Origin of the sequence: Phenylobacterium conjunctum (assembly GCF_042679085.1) — a bacterium.
Lineage (GTDB): Bacteria > Pseudomonadota > Alphaproteobacteria > Caulobacterales > Caulobacteraceae > Phenylobacterium > Phenylobacterium conjunctum.
In genome coordinates this window covers 75,601-92,795 of sequence record NZ_JBHTLQ010000011.1, presented here as the reverse complement: position 1 = coordinate 92,795, position 17,195 = coordinate 75,601, and the positions used below count along the sequence as shown (strand labels likewise).

21 protein-coding genes and 1 other RNA gene are annotated in these 17,195 nt (G+C 68.8%); 3 read left to right on the top strand and 19 right to left on the bottom strand.

The window, feature by feature from the left end; all coding sequences use genetic code 11:
- The 17 genes from ACFQ27_RS07105 to ACFQ27_RS07025 form a co-directional block, all read right to left on the bottom strand.
- A partial coding sequence (locus tag ACFQ27_RS07105; RefSeq protein WP_377353111.1) for a hypothetical protein occupies positions 1-116 on the bottom strand: 116 nt, incomplete at its 3' end.
- Positions 113-1,510, bottom strand: a complete 1,398-nt coding sequence (locus tag ACFQ27_RS07100; RefSeq protein WP_377353109.1) for a UDP-N-acetylmuramoyl-tripeptide--D-alanyl-D-alanine ligase — start codon at positions 1,508-1,510, stop codon at positions 113-115. The genes ACFQ27_RS07105 and ACFQ27_RS07100, both read right to left, overlap by 4 nt.
- Positions 1,503-2,963, bottom strand: coding sequence for a UDP-N-acetylmuramoyl-L-alanyl-D-glutamate--2,6-diaminopimelate ligase (locus ACFQ27_RS07095; RefSeq protein WP_377353108.1), 1,461 nt, complete (start codon positions 2,961-2,963; stop codon positions 1,503-1,505). Before ACFQ27_RS07095 ends, ACFQ27_RS07100 begins: the two co-directional genes overlap by 8 nt.
- On the bottom strand, positions 2,963-4,708 hold the full coding sequence (locus tag ACFQ27_RS07090) for a peptidoglycan D,D-transpeptidase FtsI family protein (protein ID WP_377353107.1): 1,746 nt from the start codon (positions 4,706-4,708) through the stop codon (positions 2,963-2,965). The genes ACFQ27_RS07095 and ACFQ27_RS07090 overlap by 1 nt, the downstream gene beginning before the upstream one ends.
- Positions 4,705-5,028 carry a cell division protein FtsL gene (ftsL, locus tag ACFQ27_RS07085; RefSeq protein WP_374344884.1) on the bottom strand — a complete coding sequence of 108 codons (324 nt, stop codon included), beginning with the start codon at positions 5,026-5,028 and terminating at the stop codon, positions 4,705-4,707. Before ftsL ends, ACFQ27_RS07090 begins: the two co-directional genes overlap by 4 nt.
- Positions 5,025-5,963: a 16S rRNA (cytosine(1402)-N(4))-methyltransferase RsmH gene (gene rsmH, locus ACFQ27_RS07080; protein ID WP_377353106.1), complete on the bottom strand. Its 939-nt coding sequence runs from the start codon at positions 5,961-5,963 to the stop codon at positions 5,025-5,027. The genes ftsL and rsmH overlap by 4 nt, the downstream gene beginning before the upstream one ends.
- Positions 5,960-6,436, bottom strand: coding sequence for a division/cell wall cluster transcriptional repressor MraZ (locus tag ACFQ27_RS07075; RefSeq protein ID WP_374344886.1), 477 nt, complete (start codon positions 6,434-6,436; stop codon positions 5,960-5,962). The genes rsmH and ACFQ27_RS07075 overlap by 4 nt, the downstream gene beginning before the upstream one ends.
- 371 nt (positions 6,437-6,807) lie before the next feature.
- Positions 6,808-7,187, bottom strand: an RNA gene (rnpB, locus tag ACFQ27_RS07070) — RNase P RNA component class A.
- Between the two features lie 35 nt (positions 7,188-7,222).
- On the bottom strand, positions 7,223-7,762 hold the full coding sequence (locus tag ACFQ27_RS07065; RefSeq protein WP_377353105.1) for a GNAT family N-acetyltransferase: 540 nt from the start codon (positions 7,760-7,762) through the stop codon (positions 7,223-7,225).
- On the bottom strand, positions 7,759-8,478 hold the full coding sequence (locus ACFQ27_RS07060; protein WP_374344888.1) for a peptidoglycan recognition protein family protein: 720 nt from the start codon (positions 8,476-8,478) through the stop codon (positions 7,759-7,761). The genes ACFQ27_RS07065 and ACFQ27_RS07060 overlap by 4 nt, the downstream gene beginning before the upstream one ends.
- A 9-nt stretch (positions 8,479-8,487) precedes the next feature.
- Complete coding sequence (locus tag ACFQ27_RS07055; RefSeq protein ID WP_377353103.1) at positions 8,488-9,381, bottom strand: DMT family transporter; 894 nt, start codon at positions 9,379-9,381, stop codon at positions 8,488-8,490.
- A 40-nt stretch (positions 9,382-9,421) separates the two neighbouring features.
- Positions 9,422-10,015, bottom strand: a complete 594-nt coding sequence (locus tag ACFQ27_RS07050; protein ID WP_377353101.1) for a DUF3052 domain-containing protein — start codon at positions 10,013-10,015, stop codon at positions 9,422-9,424.
- A gap of 59 nt (positions 10,016-10,074) precedes the next feature.
- On the bottom strand, positions 10,075-10,203 hold the full coding sequence (locus ACFQ27_RS07045; RefSeq protein ID WP_374344892.1) for a hypothetical protein: 129 nt from the start codon (positions 10,201-10,203) through the stop codon (positions 10,075-10,077).
- A gap of 231 nt (positions 10,204-10,434) precedes the next feature.
- Complete coding sequence (locus ACFQ27_RS07040) at positions 10,435-11,580, bottom strand: acyl-CoA dehydrogenase family protein (protein ID WP_374344893.1); 1,146 nt, start codon at positions 11,578-11,580, stop codon at positions 10,435-10,437.
- Between the two features lie 14 nt (positions 11,581-11,594).
- Entirely contained in the window at positions 11,595-12,797 is a 1,203-nt protein-coding gene (locus ACFQ27_RS07035; protein ID WP_377353100.1) for an acyl-CoA dehydrogenase family protein, read from the bottom strand.
- Positions 12,798-12,904: 107 nt separating this feature from the next.
- A complete protein-coding gene (locus ACFQ27_RS07030; protein WP_374344895.1) occupies positions 12,905-13,159 on the bottom strand; it encodes a TonB family protein in 255 nt (84 codons plus the stop codon).
- Between the two features lie 40 nt (positions 13,160-13,199).
- A complete protein-coding gene (locus tag ACFQ27_RS07025) occupies positions 13,200-13,553 on the bottom strand; it encodes a hypothetical protein (protein ID WP_377353099.1) in 354 nt (117 codons plus the stop codon).
- An 89-nt stretch (positions 13,554-13,642) separates the two neighbouring features.
- Between ACFQ27_RS07025 and ACFQ27_RS07020 the strand changes: the two genes are divergently transcribed.
- Positions 13,643-14,386 carry an endonuclease/exonuclease/phosphatase family protein gene (locus ACFQ27_RS07020; RefSeq protein WP_377353098.1) on the top strand — a complete coding sequence of 248 codons (744 nt, stop codon included), beginning with the start codon at positions 13,643-13,645 and terminating at the stop codon, positions 14,384-14,386.
- Here the strand turns inward: ACFQ27_RS07020 and ACFQ27_RS07015 are convergent.
- On the bottom strand, positions 14,364-15,881 hold the full coding sequence (locus ACFQ27_RS07015; protein ID WP_374344897.1) for a phospholipase D-like domain-containing protein: 1,518 nt from the start codon (positions 15,879-15,881) through the stop codon (positions 14,364-14,366). The two genes, ACFQ27_RS07020 and ACFQ27_RS07015, sit on opposite strands and share 23 nt — an antisense overlap.
- Positions 15,882-16,030: 149 nt before the next feature.
- Positions 16,031-16,339, bottom strand: a complete 309-nt coding sequence (locus tag ACFQ27_RS07010; RefSeq protein WP_374344898.1) for a hypothetical protein — start codon at positions 16,337-16,339, stop codon at positions 16,031-16,033.
- A gap of 176 nt (positions 16,340-16,515) precedes the next feature.
- On the opposite strand from ACFQ27_RS07010, the gene ACFQ27_RS07005 reads away from it, so the two are divergent.
- Positions 16,516-16,947, top strand: a complete 432-nt coding sequence (locus ACFQ27_RS07005; protein WP_374344899.1) for a PaaI family thioesterase — start codon at positions 16,516-16,518, stop codon at positions 16,945-16,947.
- 11 nt (positions 16,948-16,958) lie between these two features.
- A complete protein-coding gene (locus tag ACFQ27_RS07000) occupies positions 16,959-17,177 on the top strand; it encodes a DUF1289 domain-containing protein (RefSeq protein WP_377353097.1) in 219 nt (72 codons plus the stop codon).
- Positions 17,178-17,195 lie beyond the last annotated feature (18 nt).

Below are 17,195 nucleotides of genomic sequence, written 5' to 3'. Positions count from 1 at the left end.
TCCCACAGGGCGACCTGGGCGCCGCGGGCCAGCAGGGCGCGGGCCGCGGCCAGGCCGGTGCGGGCCAGGCCGAACACCGCCACCGTCTTTCCTTCAAAGCCGCGAACCGGGATCATGCGCTCGCCCCCGCCGAACGCACGTCGAGGGCCTTGAGCGCCGCCGTGACCGCGCCCGCCTTCGAGCCGTTAGACCCTTTGACCATCACCAGGTCGCCGGGCTCTACGTCCCGTGCCACCTGCGGCGCCAGCTCCGCCGCTGTATCGGCGTACCCGCCTCGCCGAGTCGACGGAAGCGCGTCCCAGAGCGATTTCATGTACGGACCGGCGCAGTAGACGCGGTCGATCGCCGCGGCCGCCAGCGGCTCGGCCAGTTCGGCGTGATAGCGCGGGCTGTCCGCGCCCAGTTCCAGCATGTCGGTCAGGGCCACGATCCGCCGGCCCTTGGTCGCCCGCGCGCCCAGGGTGGCGATGGCCGCCTGCATGGAGACCGGATTGGCGTTGTAGCTTTCGTCCACCAGGGTGAAGGCGCCGCCGGCGATGGCGATCTCGCGCTCCGCCCCCCGGCCCTCCAGCGGATGGAAGCCGCCCAGAGAGGCGAGGCTGTCGTCAAGCGTCACGTCCAGGGCTTCCAGCATCAGCAGGACGGCCATGCTGTTGGGCCCCCAGTGGAAGCCGGACTGCAGCAGAGTGAAGTCCAGCGCCTTGCCGTGCAGCCGCGCCTTGACCCGCGCGCCGCCCGGATAGGGCTCGAAGTCGACCAGCTGGGCGTCGCAGGCTTCGGCCCGGCCGAAGCTGCGCACATGGGCGCCGGCCTTGTGGGCCTCGTCCTTCAGGAACTCGAACCAGGGATTGTCGGCGTTCAGTACGGCGATCCCGCCGGGCTCGAGGCCGGTGAAGATCTCGGCCTTGGCCCGCGCCACGCCGATCTCTCCGTCCGGGAAGTTCTCCACATGGACCGGGCCGACGGTGGTGATCGCCACCGCGTGCGGCCGCACCATCTGCGACAGGGGGGTGATCTCGTCGGCGTGGTTCATGCCGATCTCGAACACCGCCCGCTCAGTGTCCCGGGGCATGCGGGCCAGCGTCAGGGGCACGCCGATATGGTTGTTGTAGCTCTTGACCGAGGAGTGGGAGCGCCCGGCCCGCTCCAGCCCCGCCCGGATCGCCTGGGTGACGCTGGTCTTGCCGACCGAGCCGGTCACCGCGCCACGCCGCGCCTGGGGCGCGCGAACCCGGGCCGCCTCGCCCAAGGCCTCCAGCGCCTTGAAGGTGTCGGCGACCAGGACGCCCGGTCCGTCGACGGCCTGCGAGATCAGGGCGCCCGAAGCCCCAGCCGCCAGGGCCTGGGCGACGAACTCATGGCCGTCACGCACCCCGGCCAGGGCCACGAACAGGTCGCCCGGCTCGATGCTGCGGGTGTCGATGGAGACACCGCCCGCGGTGAAGTCCCCGCGCACGGTCCCGCCGGTGGCGGCGGCGATCTCGGCGGCGGTCCACAGGGGCTCAGCCACGGCCAGCCTCCGCGAGCGCCTCAACCGTCTCCGCCACGTCATCGAAGTGGTGCGTCACCTCACCGATGATCTGGTATTGCTCGTGACCCTTGCCGGCCACCACCAGCACGTCGCCGGCCTCCAGCATCGCCACGCCCGCCCGGATCGCCGTGCGGCGGTCGCCGATCTCCTTGGCGCCGCGAGCCCCGGTCATCACCTCGGCGCGGATCGCGGCCGGCAGCTCGGTGCGCGGATTGTCGTCGGTGACGATGGCCACGTCGGCCAGGTCGGCCGCGATGCGGCCCATGATCGGCCGCTTGGTCCGGTCGCGGTCGCCGCCGCAGCCGAACACCACGATCAGCTTGCCGGTGACGTGCGGGCGCAGGGCCTTCAGCACCGTCTCCAGTCCGTCCGGGGTGTGGGCGTAGTCCACATAGGCCTCGCCGCCCTTGGCCGAGGTCCCGACCCGCTGCAGCCGGCCCGGCGCGCCCTCGAGGGTCTCCAAGGCCTTCAGCACCGCGCCGGCCTCTTCGCCCGCGGCGATGCACAGGCCCGCCGCCACCAGGGCGTTGGAGGCCTGATAGGCGCCGACCAGCGGCAGGTGGACGTCGTAGGTCTGTCCCCCTGCGGCGATCTTCAGGTCCTGGCCCCCCGGCGTCGGGGTCCGCGCCAGGAGGGTCAGCCCCTGCCCCGCCTCGCCCACGCTCATCACCGTCTGGCCGGCCGTGACCGCGGCGCCCGCAAACGCTTCATAGGCGTCGGAATCGGCGTTCAGTACCGCCGTCGCGCCGGTCGGCGTCAGGGTCTCGAACAGCCGCAGCTTGGCCGCGCGATAGGCGCCCATGGTGCCGTGATAGTCCAGGTGATCCTGGGTCAGGTTCAGGAAGCCCGCGGCCGTCAGGGTCAGGCCGTCCAGGCGGCGCTGGTCGATCCCGTGGGACGAGGCCTCCATGGCCAGGTGGGTCACCCCCGCCGCCGCCAGCTTCGCCGACAGTTCGGCTACGTCAGCAGCGTCCGGCGTGGTCAGGCCAGGCGGGGTCATCTGTTCGCGCCAGCCATCCGGGCCGGTGGCGAGGACGCCCAACGTGCCCATGCTCGCGGCCCGGCGGCCCAGGGCGTTGAAGATCTGCCGGCAGAAGGCGGCGACCGAAGTCTTGCCGTTGGTGCCGGTGACAGCGACCACCACCGGCGGCTGCGCGCCCCAGAAGGCGGCGGCGGCCAGGGCGTAGGCCCGGCGCGGATCCGGGGTCACGATCACCGGAACGCCCAGGCCGGGCATGTCCTCGGCGGCCAGGATCGCCGCAGCGCCGGCCGAGACCGCCTTGCCGGCGAAGTCGCGGCCGTTGACCTTCGCGCCCGGCAGGGCGGCGAACAGGAAGCCCGGCTTCACCTTGCGGCTGTCGGCGGTGACGCCCGTGATCTCGCAATCCTGCGCCAGGTCGCGCGCCACCAGTTGCGAAAGCTTCACGCCCATCAGTGCTCGTCCTGCGCCAACAGCGCGGTGTTTTCGGTCTTGGCGTGGGCATCAAAGGTGTCGATGCGGCGCTTCACGCCCAGGAACGGCGCGATCCGGTCAATCACCCGCCCGGCGGTCGGGGCGGCGTTCCAGCCCCCGGTGCGGAAGCCGAAGGTCTCCTTGGTGCCGTTCGGCTCATCATAGAGGATCAGCACGAAGTAGCGGTCGGCCTCCAGGGGGCCATCGGTCGGGAAGACGGCGGCGAAGGACGAGACCAGCTTGTCGCGCACATAACGGCCGCCCATGGCCTTTTCGGCCGAGCCGGTCTTGCCGCCGACCCGCAGACCCACGGCGTCGGCCTTGCCGCCCGAGCCGCGCACGACATTGATCCGCATCAGGTCCAGCATGGCCCGAGAGGTCTCTTCAGAGATCACCCGCTCGCCCTTGGGACGCGCGCCCGGCTTCATCGGGCGGATCGTGAGCGGCACGTAGGTCCCGCCGTTCAGAACCGATCCCATGCCCGCCGCCAGCATGACGGGGGACACCGAAATGGCGTGCCCGAAGGAGGCCGAGGCGATGGTGTCGGTGTTCCAATCGCGCGGCACGATAGGCCGGGCGCTCTCGGTCAATTCGATCGGGGCGGGCCGCATCAGCCCGAAGGCCTTGAAATACTTGACCAGATTGTCCCGACCGGCCTTCAGCGCGATCTCGCTGGTGCCGATATTGGACGAGTGGATGAAGATGTCGGGGACCGACAGGATGCTGTCGGTCGCATGGAAGTCGTGGATGACCCGGTCGCCGATGTGCATGGGCGCGCGCGCATCGAAGGTCGAGGACAGGGTGGTGGTCCCAGAGTCCAGGCCCATGGCGATGGTGAAGGTCTTGAAGGTCGAGCCCATCTCATAGACGGAGGCCGCGGCGCGGTTCAGCAGGGCGTCAGGCGACGACTTGCCGGCCTGGTTGGGATCGAAGGTCGGATAGCTGGCGATGCCGAGGATTTCGCCGGTGTGGACATTGGTGACGATCCCCACCGCCCCCCTGACGCCATAGGTCGCCGCGCCCTTGGCGAGTTCGTCTTCCAGCGCCGCCTGGACCCGCAGGTCGATGGACAGAGGCACCGCGCCCTTGCTGGCCGCGACGTAGCGAATGGGATCGTTCAGCGCCCGCTCGGCGCCGGCCAGGCCCTCGCCGCCGGTGTCGGAAAAGCCGATCAGGTGGGCGGCCGTGGTCCCCAGCGGATAGACCCGCTTGCTCTCCGGCTCGAAGGTCACGCCGGGCAGGCCCAGGTCGTGGATGCGGGCGCGGACATCCGGTGTCAGCGAGCCCACCAGGAAGGTCCGCCGCGGCGAGCGCAGAGCCTTGTCCAGCCGCTGGATCGGCAGGTCCGGCAGGGCCGCATGCAGATTCTGACGCGTCTCCTTCAGGTCCCAGATCTCGCGCGGATCGACATAGAGACCGTAGTGCAGCAGATCGGCGGCCAGCATGGCGCCGTTGCGGTCCACCAGGTCCGCCCGCGCCGCGCCGACCGGGCCCGCATAGCCGCTGCCGCGATTGGCCGGGAACAGGGCCATGCGCGTCGCCCCCACCGCCAGCGTCAGGAAGGCGGTGGCGAACAGGGCCAGCACGAAGAAGATGCGGATGCGCGTGTCATCCTCGGCCTTGCCGCGCGCCTTGGCGCGCTCGAAGGCGTGCTCCAGGCCCCAGAGCCGGGCCTTCAACCAGCGCCAGCCGGGATTGGAGAATCCTTGGTGGGTCAGGCTCATGACTGCGGCCCCCGACGCGCCACATCCGCCAGGCCTTCGGGCGTCGTCTCGCGCTTGGCCGGGATCGGGGCCATGCCCAGGAACTGGCTCGACAACCGCTCGATCCGCGACGGCTGCTCCAGATGGCTGACCTCGGCCTGCAGCAGGCGGATGCGCTCGTGCTCGGCCTCGATCTGCCGCTCCACCTGGGCGATCTCGGCCCGCTCCTTACCGGCGAAGGTCTTGGCCAGGTACAGGGACAGGATCAGGGCGATCAGCAGGGCCAGGGCGACGATGTCGACCAGCCGGAATCCCCGGACGCGGCGTTCGAGCAGGCTCATGCGGCCTCCTTCCAGGCCGGCGCGGCTGTGCGCACAGCGGCCCGCAGCTTGGCCGAGCGGGCGCGCGGGTTGGCGCGGGTCTCGGCGTCGCTTGGCGCCTGGGCGCCGTTGAACAAGAGCTTGAAGCTGGGCGGGGTGAAGGCCTCGGCCGGCGGCAGGTAGCGGGAGCCGGCGGGCGTGCGGCCCGCGCGAGGGGTCAGGAACGCCTTCACGATCCGGTCCTCCAGCGAATGGAAGGTGACCACGGCCAGCCGGCCGTCCGGCTTCAGCACGCGCTCGGCGGCGGCCAGGCCGGCTTCGAGCTCGGACAGCTCCTCGTTGACGGCGATCCGCAGCCCCTGGAACACCCGGGTCGCCGGATGCACCTTGGCCCCGCGACGCCCGCCCATGACCCGCTCGACGAAATCGGCGAAGTCCAGGGTGCGGGAAAACGGCTGCTCTGCCCGGCGCCGGGCGATGGCCGCTGCGATCCGGCGCGACTGGCGCTCCTCGCCATAGACCCAGAAGATCCGCGCCAGCTCAGCCGGCTCGGCGGTGTTGACCAGGTCAGCGGCGGTGGGGCCATCGGCGCCCATCCGCATGTCCAGCGGACCGTCGCGCATGAAGGAAAAGCCGCGCTCGGCCTCGTCCAGCTGCATGGACGACACGCCCAGGTCCAGGGCCACCCCGTCGACCGAGGCCTCGCCCAGTTCGGCGTCCATTTCGGAGAACCGCGCCTCGACCAGCCGGAACCGGTCGCCCAGCCCGTCGGCGAACCGGCGAGCGGTGGGGTCGCGATCGAACGCTGTCACCTGGGCCCCGGTCGCGAGAATGGCGCGGGTGTAGCCGCCCGCGCCGAAGGTGCCGTCGATGATGTGCTTGCCGGGACCGGGCTCCAGGGCCTGGATCACCTCGCCCAGCAGGACCGAGACATGCGGGGCCGCGACCTCGCTCATGCGCCGGCTCCGGCGGCGCGGGCCGCGCGCTGGGCGTTGCGCATCTGGGCCAGGCCATCGCGGGCCATCTCGCGCTGGGCGGCGCGATGCGCCTGGAACGCCTCGCGCTCCCAGATCTGGAACCGGTCGCCCAGGCCGACCACCGTGACCATCGCGCCCTCGGCCAGGCCGAACATGTCGCACAGGGTTTCCGGCAGGGTGACGCGGCCGGCCGGATCGAAGCTCATCTTGGCCAGACCGCCCAGGACCGAGGTTTCGAGCGCCGAGCGCAGCGGGTCGCCGAACTCCAACTCCTCGATCAGGCCCACATAACGGTCGAACAAGCTTTTACCCCCACCCTCGATGCAATCCGCCTCGATGCATGGAAAGCAGAAGATTCCGTCGAAAGGTCCAGAGGCCAGGGCGCGAAACTCCTGCGGCACGACGATGCGCCTCTTGGAGTCCAGCTGCTTTTCGAACGTCGAGACGAACATCCCGCCGCGCCCCAGTTCGGAGCCGCCCCGGGCGGCGGGCTCCAGCCAATCCGCTGGCCGGACAGGAGCCCCCCGAACAGGCTCCCGCAGGTTCGCGGAACGACAATTGGGTTAACACGACCCCAATTGGGAGACAATGACTCTGAATGACTATTTCGCGCAGAAACAAAGATGTCGCGGGGAATTATGGTTAACGGGCGTAAACAATTCACAGAACATACAGAGAACTTATTAAATATAGCGACGGGACGCCGCACCTGCTGTGGACAAGGCGCCGCCGCCCCGGACTCGCGAACAAGTTGGGGAGAAGCTTCCCCGGCCCGTTAGACTGGTCTTCACTCCCCAATTTGGGGCGGCGTTTCTGGAATGAGGAAACCAGACGGCCTGTAAGCCGGGTTCTGTCCCGCCCGCGAACGGGCATGGGCGATCATTCCTCTGGACCGTCCATTGCTGGACGGTTCTCGCGACCTACCCGGACCTCTCAGGCCTACGACAGCCCTGCCGGCGAACCGGCGCGAGGTCCCTATTCGGTCTTGCTCCTGGCGGGGCTTGCCATGCCGTTCCCATTACTGGGTCCGCGGTGCGCTCTTACCGCACCCTTTCACCCTTACCGGTCCCGAAGGGCCGGCGGTCTGCTCTCTGTGGCGCTATCCCTAGGGTCACCCCCGGCGGGCGTTACCCGCCGCCATGTCGTCGTGGAGCCCGGACTTTCCTCGAACCCCAAAGGGTCCGCGACCGCCCAGCCGTCTGGTTCCGGAGGCTACATGGTCCGCCAGCGCGCTGCGGTCAATCCGCGAGACGCCCGAACACCATCTGGTCCCAGAACCGCCCCTTCCAGTAACCGTGCTCCCTCAGGACGCCTTCCTGGCGAAAGCCTAGTCGCTCGAGCAGCTTGGCTGAGCGCAGATTGCCCAATGTCACCATGGCCTCCAGCCGATGCAGGCCAAGCTCGCCATACCCGAAGGCCATGACGTGCGGCAGGATCTGGCGCATCACCCCGCGGCCCCAGGCGGCCCGCTCCAGGTCATAGGCGATCTCCCCTCGCCGACCCCGGTCGAGCTCGATCTTGTTGAAGCCGCAGGTGCCGATCAGCCGACCCTCCCGCCGCACGCCCCAGCGCAGCCCATCCCCGCGCGCCGCCAGGTCCCGGGCCCAGCTGACGATCTCCAGGGCCTCGGCCTCGCTGGATAGCGGGTCGATGTCCATGAATTCGGTGACCTCGGGATCGCCGAACAGGGTCCGCAGCTCGCCGGCGTCGGCGACCGCCAGGGGACGCAGCAGATACTCCCCCGCCCGCAAGGTCTGGGCGGAGAGGTCGCGCCTCAAGCGCCGGCCCGCAACAGGGCGATCAGCCGGGCCCGGGTCTCGCCATCGGCGATCCCGTCCACCTTCTCCTGACGCCAGTGCCGCTGGAAGGCGGTGACGACGGCGGTGGTGTGGGCGTCGAACACCCCGGACGGCGCGCAGTCATAGCCCAGCCGCGTGAAGCCGGCCTGCAGGGCGAAGACGCCGGCCCCCTCTTCCCCCTCGCCCAGCGGCGCGCCGGGGGCGGCGGCCGCCTCGGCCCACAGCCCGTGACCGGCTTCGGCCAGCCGCTTCCAGGGGAACAGCTCGCCGGGATCATCCTTACGGTCCGGCGCCACGTCGGAATGCCCGACGATCCAGCCGTTCTCCACGCTCCAGCGGGTGCGGATGTCGGCGACCAGGGCCATGACCGAAACGATCTGGGCCTCTGGGAACGGGCGATAGCCGAACTCGTGGCCGGGATTGACGATCTCGATGCCGACGGAGCGGCTGTTGATGTCGGTCTGGCCCTTCCAGGACGAGACGCCCGCATGCCAGGCCCGGCGCTCCTCCGGCACCAGGCGGAAGATCCGGCCGTCTTCCTCGACCACATAGTGCGAGCTGACCTTGGCCACGGGATCGCGCAGGCGCTCGATCGCCGCCTCGCCGCTCTGCATGCCGGTGTAATGCAGGACGATGGTGTCCGGCAGGACCTTGCGGTCGTCGAAGTTCGGCGAAGGCGCGTCGATGAATTCCATGGGGTGAGCCTATTGCGCCCGGGGCCGCATGGCGAGCACCAGGCTGACCAGCTGATTGAACCTCAAGGCCACGATCAGCACTCCGGCCAGGGCGACAATGGTCCCCAGCGCCATCCGCGGGCCGAAGGGGTCATGCATAAACAGCACGCCCATGCCGATGGTGAACAGCGGCGTCATCAGGGTCAGGGGCGAGACGAGATTGGCCTCATAGCGCTGGATCAGGCCGTAATAGGCGGTGTGGGCCGCCACCGAGACCACAATGGCCGAAAAGCCCACGGCCGCGGCGAACCGCCAGCCCGCGGCGGCGGCCGGCTCAATGGCGCCAGGCTCGAACAGGGCCGAGGCGATCAGCAGCGGCACAGCCGACGAAAAGCCCACCCAGGCCTGGAACTGCAGGGGCTTCACCCCGTCCATCTGCTTCATCATCACCGCCCCCAGCGAACCCAGGAAGGCGGCGGCCAGCACGAACAGGAGGCCCATGGAGGCGTGGAAGCCGCGCGGATCCCACATGACCAGAATGACCCCCAGGGCCGTCAGGCTGACCCCGAAGATGCGGCGTCGGTTCATGGTCTCGCCCAGCATCAGGAAGCTCATCACCGCGGTCAGCGGCGCGCCGATCTGCGAGACGATGGCGGCGGAGGACGGCGTGGCGGTTTTCAGGCCGATGAACAGCAGGGCGAAGTTCCCCGCCCCCATCAGCACGCCAACCGCCAGAATGCGCCACAGGGGCTTGGGCGCCGGCATCAGCCAAGGCGCAGTCGCCAGCGCCACCAGCACGAAGCGGACGCCGGCAAAGAACAGCGGCGGCACGCCCAGATGGCTCACCACATACTTGGAAACGACGTTGCTGGACGCCCAGATCAGGCAGACCACCACCATCAGGGCGAAATCGCGCAGGGTCATGGGAGCCGCTTAAGCCTGCTTCCCCCGAGGTCGGCAACGGCTAATTCCGCCGCAGGGTGAACCTCAGCGCCGTGAGCGTCGGCGAAAAGCCCACTACCTTGTTGTCCACCAGGCCGAAGCTCTTGGCCGCGGCCATCACCTCGACGTCCTTCACCGTGGCGGCCTTGCCCTTGCGCGACACCACCCACAGCGCCCCACGCTCGGCCAGGACCGGGACCAGCTCTCCGATCCGCGCCAGCTCAGCGGCGCTGTCGGCGGCGTAAAACAACAGGTCGAGATCGCTCAGCGCATTCACCGGCGCGGCGCCCTTGTCGGCGAGTTCCTGGGCCAGATCCGCGTCCTCGACGCCCAGCACCGCCACGCGCATGCCGGGCTTCACGCCCAGCTTGTCCAGCCGGGACTTCGGATTGAGGATCGCCTGAGCCCAACTTGCCGCGGCCTTGGCGCCTAGGGCGAACCGCGCGCCGTCGGCCAGCACTAGGTCCTCGCCCTCGGCCCTCAGCCCCTTTAGCGCCTCACCGGTCCAGACCGCCCGGCGGGCGCCGCGGAACAGCAGCTTGTCGCCCTCGAACTGCAGCCGGCCCTCGTCCGGCCCATCGGGAAAGATCGCTCGTGTCGCCGCATCCTTGCCCATGCCCGCCCTCCGCGTCGCCAAAGGCCTAGCCGCCTCCCAACCCGCAGGGCAAGGGTCGACTAGCGCTCGCGGCGCTTGTCGTCCTTGGGCGCCTTGGGCGGGCGCTTGTCGGTCCGCCGGGCGGGCGGCGACAGATTGCCCAGAAACGCGAACGACAGGATCGCGTGGTCCATCTTCGAGATCGTCATGCCGCGCCTCCTTGGCTTGCACTGATTTCGCAAATCATTGGATCGATTGCGAAATTTCGCAAGAAAAATCCGTTTACGGATTAATTCAGCGCACGGAGCATCCCTCAAGAATCTGAACTTGAACGGCTTTCCGCTTTGGCCTCGGACACGAAAAAGCCGGCCCCGCGAGGTCGCGAAGCCGGCTGATCCGGAGCTGAAGGCCCCGTTCCGCGAACGGAACGGCGGCTGTCCTTAGGCGGCGGCGCCCAGGGACAGGCCTTCGTAGCGGGCCAGGTGATGGTCGGTGGAGCCGAAGGCCCCTTCGATCATCGTGGCGCGCTTGAAGTAGTGGCCGATGGCCATTTCGTCGGTCATGCCCATGCCGCCGTGCAGCTGGATGGCGTTCTGGCCGACGAATTTGCAGGCCTTGCCGATCTGCACCTTGGCGGCCGAGACGGCCTTGGCGCGCTCGACGTCGGTTTCGTTCAGCTTGATCGTGGCCATGTAGGTCATCGAGATCGACTGCTCGAGCTGGATGAACATGTCCACCATGCGGTGCTGCAGCACCTGGAAGGACGAGATCGGCACGCCGAACTGCTTGCGCTGCTTGGTGTACTCGAGGGTGCCTTCATGCAGCTTGCGCAGCACGCCGCAGGCCTCGGCGCAGGTGGCGGCGACCGCCTCGTCCAGCACCTTCTCGACCAGGGCCAGGGACTGGCCCTCGGCGCCGATCAGGGCGTCAGCGCCCACCGACACGTTCTCGAAATAGACTTCCGAGGCCAGGAAGCCGTCGACGGTCGGGTAGTCACGGGTGGTGACGCCCTTGGCGCCCTTTTCCACCAGGAACACCGACACGCCCTGGGCGTCGCGCTGGCCGCCGCCGGTGCGGGCGGTGACGATCAGGTGGGTGGCGTAGGGCGCGCCGATCACCACGGCCTTGTGGCCGTTGATCACATAGCCCGAGCCGTCCTTCTTGGCCGTGGTCTTCAGGTCCTGCCAGGTGTAGCGGGCCTGCGGTTCGGCGTAGGCGAAGGCCAGGATGGCGTCGCCGGCGATGATCTTGCCGATCACGTCCGAGGCGCCGGCATAGCCGGAGTGCTTCAGGAAGCCGCCGCCGATCACGACGGTCTGGAGGTAGGGCTCGACCACGAGGGACTTACCCAGTTCTTCCATGACCACCATGTTCTCGGTGTAGCCGCCGCCCAGGCCGCCCAGTTCTTCCGAGAAGGGCGCGCCCAGGATGCCGAGTTCCTCGGCGAAGGCCTTCCAGACGTCCGGGCGCCAGTGCGGCGCGGACTTCAGGGCCGCGCGGCGCTTATCGAAGTCATAGTTGTCGGCCAGATAGCTCGCGACCGTGTCGCGGAGCATCGACTGTTCTTCGGTGAAGCTGAAATCCATCTTTGTCTCTCCCCTTACAGCCCAAGGACCATCTTGGAGATGATGTTCCGCTGGATCTCGTTGGAGCCGCCATAGATCGAGGTCTTGCGGCCGTTGAAGTAGTCGCCAGCCAGGCCTTCGGCATAGGCCGGGCCGATCGGCATGTTGTGGTGCCCGCCGGTGATGAAGGGCGCGCCGTAGTGGCCGACCGTCTCCAGGGCCAGCTCCTGCAGGCGCTGTTGGATCTCGGTGCCCTTGATCTTCAGGATCGAGCTCTCGGTGCCCGGGCCCTTGCCGGAGGACTCACCGGCCAGCACGCGCAGTTCGGTGTACTCGAGCGCGGTCAGGTCGATCTCGAGCTCGGCCACCTTGCGCTTGAAGAACGGGTCGGCCAGCAGCGGGCCGGCGGCGTCCGACAGCTCGGTCGAGGCCATCTGGCGCAGACGCTCCAGGCCACGCTTGGAGCGGGCGACGCCGGCGATGCCGGAACGCTCGTGCGCCAGCAGGGCCTTGGCGCAGGTCCAGCCTTGGTTCTCGTGGAACACGCGGTTCTCGACCGGCACCTTCACATTGTCGAGGAAGACGTCGTTGACCTCGTGGCCGCCTTCCAGGGTGGTGATGCGGCGCACCTCGATGCCCGGGGTCTTCATGTCGATCAGCAGGAAGGAGATGCCCGACTGCGGCTTGGAGTCCGGATCGGTGCGGACCAGGAAGAAGCCCCAGTCGGCGTGTTGGCCGAGCGTGGTCCAGGTCTTCTGGCCGTTGACGATGTAGTATTCCTTGCCGTCGTCGCCGGTGACGCGTTCGGCCTTGGTCTTCAGCGAAGCCAGGTCGGAGCCGGCGCCCGGCTCGGAATAGCCCTGGCACCACCAGATCTTGCCGTCACGGATGTCCGGCAGGAACTTCTCTTTCTGCTCCTGGGTGCCGAAGGTGTAGATCACCGGGGCGAGCATGGCGACGCCGAAGGGCAGGATGCCAATGGTGTCAGCCCGGGCCTGTTCTTCAGACCAGATGTACTTTTGCGTGGGCGTCCAGTCGCAGCCGCCCCACTCCTTCGGCCACGAGGGCGTCGACCAGCCCTTCTTGGCGAGGATGCGGTGCCAGGACAGGTAGTCTTCCTTGTCCAGGGTTTCGCCGCGGTCCTGTTTCTCGCGCAGCGCCTTGGGGTAGTTCTCGGCGATGAAGGCGCGGGCCTCCTCGCGGAAAGCGTTGTCTTCGGCCGAAAAGTCGAGGTTCATGGCGGATCTCCCTGGGGGCGGATTTACAGCGTATCGCGCGCGAGGGCGTACATAGCAGAAGGCCACGCCTTGGAAAGATGACGCTTACGTCAACGTAAGCCGATTTCTTACGGGGTCGCGCCCGGCAGCTTGAATTGCATGGGGATGGTGATCATCCCGTCCCGGATCCGGCGGTCGTCAGGGGCCACCCGGTAGTTCTTGGCCAGCATCAGGGCGAAGGCCCCGACATTGGCCCCCTTTGGGGTCTCCGACACCACCACACAGCGGCTGAGCTGGCCCGAGGCCAGCACCCGGCATCGAATGACCGCCTCCCCCTGGCCGGGAGCAAGAACGGCGGCGGCGGCGAACGCGGCGATCAGCATGGGCGCACTCTGGCGGACGCCAGCGGCCAAACCAAGGCCTTCAGAAGCGCCGCTCCATCCGGACCGGAATGATCACCTCTCCCCCCTTCGTCGACTGGCCGTTCAAGGTGGCAGGCACGCGGAACCGGCGGCTGACCTTGAGAGCGGCGGCGCCGACCCCCGCGCCAACGGGTGACTCGTCGAGGACCTCACAGGTTGTCACCATGCCCTTGTCGCCCACCACGCACTTCAAGGTCACGCTCAGTCTCGGGAAGAGATCCATCGACGGGAGCACCCGATCCCACTCATCTTGACGGGGGCCGCGGATCTGGTTCGAGGGAATCATGATCTTGGCTGGCGGTTGCGCCGCCCCGGCGGCGACCACGGGCGGCGGCGGCTGGTCCGTGGCGAACATTCAAGCGCCTCCATCGTCTTGAACTCGCACGGTGCGAGGCCGTTAAATGCCCTGCCGCAGCGCTTCCGGGCGCGCAACCAAAGATATTCATGCCCCGGATCGTCACCTACAATGTGCACCGCTGTGTCGGCACGGACCGGCGCCTGGACGTGGGCCGCGTCGCCGACGTCCTGGCCGCGCTCGAGCCGGACATCGTCGCTCTGCAGGAGCTGGACGTCGGCCGCGCCCGCACCGGCGGCGTCGACCAGGCCCACGAGATCGCGCGGCGGCTGGAGATGGCCTTCCACTTCCACCCGGCCATGACGGTTGAGGAAGAGCGCTACGGCGACGCCATCCTGACCATCCGGCCCGAGCGCAAGGTCCAGGTCGGCCCCCTGCCCGGCTACGCCCCCGTGCCCCGGCTGGAGCCCCGCGGCGCCCTGTGGGTGGCCATCGACATCGACGGCCGCGAGGTCCAGGTGATCAACACCCATCTGGGCCTAGTGCCGAAGGAACAGCTGCGCCAGGCCGAGCACCTGGCCGGTCCAGGCTGGCTCGGCCATCCCGACTGCCGGGACCCGGTGATCCTGCTGGGCGACTTCAACGCTACGAGCGCCTCGCCGGTGGTGCGCGCCCTGACCCGCGGCCAGTCTCCCAGCCTGACGCCGGCCCGGCTCCTGTCGCCCCAGCAATCACCGACTGCGACCTTTCCCTCCGGCATGCCCGTCCTGCGCATCGACCACCTGTTCGTGAGCGACAGCGTGAGCGTGCGCGACGTCTTCGCGCCCTATACGCCCCTGACCCGCAAGGCCTCGGACCACCTGCCCCTGGTCATGGATTTCGACCTGGCCTGAGCGGCGCCTTCCAGTCCCTGGACCGGATCAGCTCGCGGGGATCAAAGCCGCGCGCCTGGGCGTAAAGCCGCTCGCGCCGTCGGCCCAGCCGCCAGCTGTCCCCAGGGTCGGCCGGGTCGCCCAGGTGGCAGGCGGCGATGAACTCCCCGAACGGCGTCATCCGCAGCGGCTTCAGCGACTTCAGGCGGCCGTCCCGGTTCAGGGCCTCGATGGCCGGGATCAGGCCGCCGCGCTCCGCCTGGGCCCGGGTCACCGAGGCGCCCGTCTGGCCCATGAAGTGCCCGATCAGCCGGTCGCGCAGGGCCGCGAGGCTTAGGCGCGCGGCTTCCGTCTGCGCCTCCACCGCCAGCTCACACTCGGTGTCGAACCCCGCCGAGCGGTTGGACAGGTTCGCCGAGCCCACCCGCGCCAGCCGGTCGTCGAACACCGAGGTCTTGGAGTGGACGATGATGGTCTCGCCGGCCGGCGTCACCGGATAGTAGGCCGCGAACCGCCCGAAGATGTCTGCGGCCCGCAGCCGCCACAGCATGTTGGAGCGCGCCCGGTCCATGGTCAGCCGGTCGAACCAGCTGGGCGCCTGGCCGGTGGAGATCAGCACGATCTCGGGCCCGTCCGGCTCACCCAGGCGCTGGGCCAGGGCCTCCACCACCGGCGGGGCGGTGAAGTACTGATTCTCCAGATAGATGGTCCGCCGGGCCGAGCGGATCGCCGCCAGATGCAGTCGCGCGATCTCGGCGACACCTGGGTTGTCGCGCCAGTCCGGCTCGGTGCGCGCGATGGCGACATCCACATCGCTCAGGTGGGCGGGGATGTGGCTCGGCCACGGGCTGTCCAGGTCCGGCGGCGGCGGCGCGACCACCTCGCCGTTCGGCGCCTTTCGCCAGCGCTCCCGCGCCAGGTCGCCCAGGGCGGCGGCGGCCGGCCCCTCGACCATCATCATCACCTCATGCCGCGGCGCGTGGCAGTCGTGGTCGGGCATCAACCGGCGCAGGTCGCCGTCCAGGTGCCCCGGCGTGTCCCAGCGGTCCACCGCGATATCGCCGCCGCCGCAGAAGGCCAGTTGGTCATCCACCACCAGGACCTTCTGATGGTGGCAGGCGCCCAGGGGCACGGTGTCGTCCAGCTCGAACTTGACGCCTGAGCCCTCAAACCACCTCCGCGCCCGGTGCGGAAAAAACTCCTGGCTGGCGCTGATCGGCAGGGCCGACTTCCAGATCAGCAGTCGGATATCCAGCTCCGGCCGGGCCTTGGCCAGGTCGATCAGGAACCGGCCCACCGTGTCCGGGGTCTGGGTGGCCGTCACCCCGTCGGGGAACAGCCGGGTGCGCGGGTCGAACCCCCAGCCCAGCAACAGGATCGAGCGCTTGGCCTTGCGCAGGGCCTCGAAGACGGCGGCGAAATAGGCCTCGGTGTCGACCAGATAGGCCGCCCGTGTCGCACGCGCGATCCGCCAGCAGGTCTCACCGGGCCTAAGGACGCTATCGCTGGGGATCACCGGTTCGCCTCGCCGCACCGGACGCCACCGGCCCCGGAAGAAAGCTCACGGCCAAGGTAGGTTCCGAGCCGGCGGCGCGGCAATCCCCCTCACAACCCGCCCCCTCCGCCGCCACATGCAGGGAGAGGAACGGGGCGAAGGACTTGGGTTCAGCCCTTATAGGCTTGGCACGGACCGCTGAGCTCCGCGGCCGCCCGCTCGGTCCGGGCCGAGCTCTTGGCGTCGCGCTTGCCGCGAGCCTGTTCCTCGTCAGCGCGCATCTGAATGTAGGACAGGCGGGTCCGGCCGGCCGTCTTGACGAACGCCTCCAGGGCGGTCGCATCGGCCGACAGGCCCTTGGCGATGCCCAGGCAGCGGGCCGCCTGGATGTATTCCACGTCCGAAACCTTGTCAGCGGCCAGAGCCGGCGCGGCGACAGCTAGACCAATAGCGACCATGGCGATGGGGGCGAAGCGCATGGTGTTACTCCCTTGAAATGAACACGGCGGGAACCTGAACAAACAACACGATCACCTCAAATGAATTCGCAGCAATATTCGTGCATCATTACACCGATCGACCAACTTTGTTCGATGATTACTGATATGGAATTACAAGCTTGTAAGGATCGCGGCGTGGCGCCACGACTACAGTCATGCCGCAGCCTGACCTGAAGCTCGACGTCGAGGGCGTGAACGCCCTTCTGCTCAAGGCCTTTCCGGACGCCCGGCCTGAGACCATGGCCCTGGCCGTCGAGGCCGCTCCCGGCCGGGTGCTGGTGCGCCGCCCCTTTGGCCCGGGCCTGCTGCGTCCCGGCGGCGTTATCTCCGGCCCGACCCTGATGAGCATCGCCGACACCGCCGCCTATGGCCTGGTCCTGGCCCATGTGGGTGAGCAGCTGATGGCGGTGACCAGTTCGCTGGTGATGAACTTCCTGCGCGGCGCGGCGCCCGGCGACATCTGGGCCGAGGCCCTGATGCTGCGGCTGGGTCGGCGCATCGCCGTCTGCGACGTCCGGCTCTGGACCGAAAGCCCCGACCGACTGGCGGCCCAGGCCACAGTGACCTACGCTATCCCCTCAGCCTGACCCGAGCGCCCATGACCGCCCAGCCGCCCCGCCCGCCCAAGCCGATCAAGACGCCCTGCATCAAGGTTTGCGTGGTGGATGGCGAGAGCGGCCTGTGCATGGGCTGCTACCGCCGACTGAACGAAGTCGCCGGCTGGGCCAAGCTCAGCGACGACCAGCGCGATGTGATCCTGGCCGAGCTGCCGTCCCGGCGCAGCCTGATCCGTCCCGAAAAACTGGCGATGTTCTAAGACAGGCCGAGCTCGTTC